The sequence below is a fragment of the Streptomyces sp. NPDC001933 genome (genome assembly GCF_042890955.1).
Lineage (GTDB): Bacteria > Actinomycetota > Actinomycetes > Streptomycetales > Streptomycetaceae > Streptomyces.
Window position 1 is genome coordinate 1 of the sequence record NZ_JBIASS010000016.1, and the last position, 404, is coordinate 404.

Below are 404 nucleotides of genomic sequence, written 5' to 3' on the forward strand. Positions count from 1 at the left end.
CGGTCCGTTCGTACAACTGCCTCAAGCGCGAGGGCATCCACTCCGTGGGTGAGCTCGTGGCCCGTTCCGAGGCCGACCTGCTCGACATCCGCAACTTCGGTGCGAAGTCGATCGACGAGGTCAAGGCGAAGCTGGCCGGTATGGGCCTCGCGCTGAAGGACTCGCCTCCCGGCTTCGACCCGACCGCCGCCGCCGACGCCTTCGGCGCCGACGACGACGCGGACGCCGGTTTCGTGGAGACCGAGCAGTACTGATCCGCCTCCGGCCGGGGGGGGGGGGGGGGGGGGGGGCCGCCCCCCCGGGGGGGGGGGGGGGGGGGGGGGGGGGGGGGGGGGCGGGCGGGCGGGGCGGGGGGGGGGGGGGGGGGGGGGGGGGGGGCGGGGTGGGGGGGGGGTGGGGGGTGT

At 78.5% G+C, this 404-nt stretch carries 1 protein-coding gene; it reads left to right on the forward strand.

Annotation, left to right across the window (positions count from 1 at the left end):
* Positions 1–254 (forward strand): DNA-directed RNA polymerase subunit alpha C-terminal domain-containing protein (locus tag ACFYY7_RS31605; RefSeq protein ID WP_388667199.1); only part of this gene is annotated, 254 nt, incomplete at its 5' end.
* Positions 255–404: the final 150 nt, after the last annotated feature.